Genomic DNA, 1,944 nt, shown 5'->3' on the forward strand with positions numbered 1-1,944 from the left:
GAAGCCAAACTGGATAACGTGCTGGACCGCCGCTATAGCCGCGCCCTGTACAGCTACGAAGGGGCCTACCACCCGTACCGCGAAGAAGGCCGCACGTTGCTGTTCAGCGTGACGTGGACGCCGGCGCTTTAGCGGCCAGCAACGCACACAAGCGGGCGGTGGCTTCGATCATTTGCCCGCTCGGGCGCTCCAGGCCTTTATCGGGTACCACCAGCAAACCGGCGTGGGCAACGGCGCGCAACTGCGGCCAGGCCAGCCAGCGGGTCAACTGCGCCTGGTCACCGGCCAGGATGACCTGGGGGTTGCGTAGCAACACCGACTCCACACTCACCTGCGGCGCCGGTTGGCTGAGGTCGGCAAACACATTGCGCGCCCCGCATACGGCCAGTGCGTCGCTCACCACCTGGCGGCCACCAAGGGTGTACAAAGGCCGATCCCACACCTGGTAGAACACCTGCAAGGGCTCGTCACGTCGGTACTGCTGGCGCAGTTGCCGCAACCGCTCGCGCAGGGCCCGGGCATACTGCTGCCCTTGCTCGGCACGGCCGACGCGCTCGCCAATCGCGGCGATCTGCTCGATGAGCTGGTCCAGGTCATGGGGTTCGGCGCTGAAGGTCGTGATACCCAGGCGTTTGAGCTGCTCGCGTTGCGCCGGCGGCACGCTGCCTGGCCACAGCAGCAACAGGTCGGGGCGCAGGCTCAGCAGGCGCTCCATGTTCAGCTGGCCTTGGCGGCCTACCGAGGGCAAATCGCGCAACGCATTTGGCCGTTCGCCCCCATCAAGCACACCCACCAGCAGGTCATCGGCCTGCAGTTCGAGCATGATTTCCGTCATCGAAGGCGCCAGGCTGACCACTCGCAAGGGTTCGCCAGCCAGCGCGGCACAGGCGAACAGTGCCAGCAGGCCAGGCAGCAGGCGCATCAGCCGAGCTGTCGTGGAATGCGGTAGAGGGACAACACCACCACGGTGGATATCGCCAACAGGATCTGCGGCACCGCTTCAAGACCGACCCCTACAGACAGCGCTGCGACCCAGGCCGGGAAGCAGGCGTACAACATGGCCAGGCGCCGTACCCGTGCCAGCTCGATCCACGCGGCAGGCTCTTCAGCAGTACCCAGGGCTTTCGAGGTGGCGATGAGTGCACGCTTGTAGGCACCGAAACGGGGCAGGCTGAGGAACATGGTGGCCGCGCCGGCAATGAACAACGGCATGGCCAGAATCGGCACCAGCGCCTCACCGCCGCCAAAAGCCCAGCTCATGACCGGCAGCGGCAGCAGGCCCACCGCCAGGTACTGCCACCAGGCCAGCGCCAGCCGCCGCTTGACCTGGGCGCGGGTCACGCCTGGGGCACCTCGCCCTGGTGTTCGTTGCCCAGCATGTGGCCAAGCTTGCCGGCCTTGGTTGCCAGGTAGTAGCGGTTGTGCGGGTTATGCCCGGTATGCAGCGGCACACGCTCGGCGACCACGATGCTCATGTCGGTCAGGGCTTTGACCTTGCGTGGGTTGTTGGTCATCAGCCGCAGCGCCTTCACGCCCAGGTGTTCGAGCATGGGCAGGCACATGGCGTAGTCACGCTGGTCGGCGGCAAAACCCAGCCGCTCGTTGGCTTCCACGGTGTCCGCGCCGCCGTCCTGCAACTCGTAGGCACGAATCTTGTTCAGCAGGCCAATGCCACGGCCTTCCTGGCGCAGGTACAGCAATACGCCGCGGCCCTCGCGGGCGATTGCCTGCAGTGCGGCCTCCAGCTGCGAGCCGCAGTCGCAGCGCTGGCTGAACAGGGCATCGCCGGTCAGGCATTCGGAATGCAGGCGCCCCAGCACCGGCTGACCATCCGCGATGTCACCCAGGCTGAGCACCACATGCTCCCGGCCGGTGGCTTCATCAAGAAAGCCATGCATGGTGAAGGTCGCGAAGGGCGTCGGGAGTTTAGAGGCGGCAACAAAG

Annotated in this window: 3 protein-coding genes; all 3 read right to left on the bottom strand. The window is 66.0% G+C overall.

Annotated features, from left to right (window positions below):
* Positions 1-103: 103 nt before the first annotated feature.
* Positions 104-922: a cobalamin-binding protein gene (locus APH30_RS26990; RefSeq protein ID WP_054914241.1), complete on the bottom strand. Its 819-nt coding sequence runs from the start codon at positions 920-922 to the stop codon at positions 104-106.
* Entirely contained in the window at positions 922-1,341 is a 420-nt protein-coding gene (locus APH30_RS26995) for a hypothetical protein (protein ID WP_054914242.1), read from the bottom strand. The genes APH30_RS26990 and APH30_RS26995 overlap by 1 nt, the downstream gene beginning before the upstream one ends.
* Positions 1,338-1,944, bottom strand: a 607-nt coding sequence (gene ribA, locus APH30_RS27000; RefSeq protein WP_054914243.1) for a GTP cyclohydrolase II, incomplete at its 5' end; no start/stop codon positions are given. The genes ribA and APH30_RS26995, both read right to left, overlap by 4 nt.

Source organism: Pseudomonas sp. NBRC 111127 (assembly GCF_001320345.1).
Classification (GTDB): Bacteria; Pseudomonadota; Gammaproteobacteria; order Pseudomonadales; family Pseudomonadaceae; genus Aquipseudomonas; species Aquipseudomonas juntendi.

What these genes read in the sequence shown, in the direction of transcription:
- APH30_RS26990 (WP_054914241.1), bottom strand. Translation starts at nt 922, where the DNA reads ATGCGCCTGCTGCCTGGCCTGCTGGCACTGTTCGCCTGTGCCGCGCTG.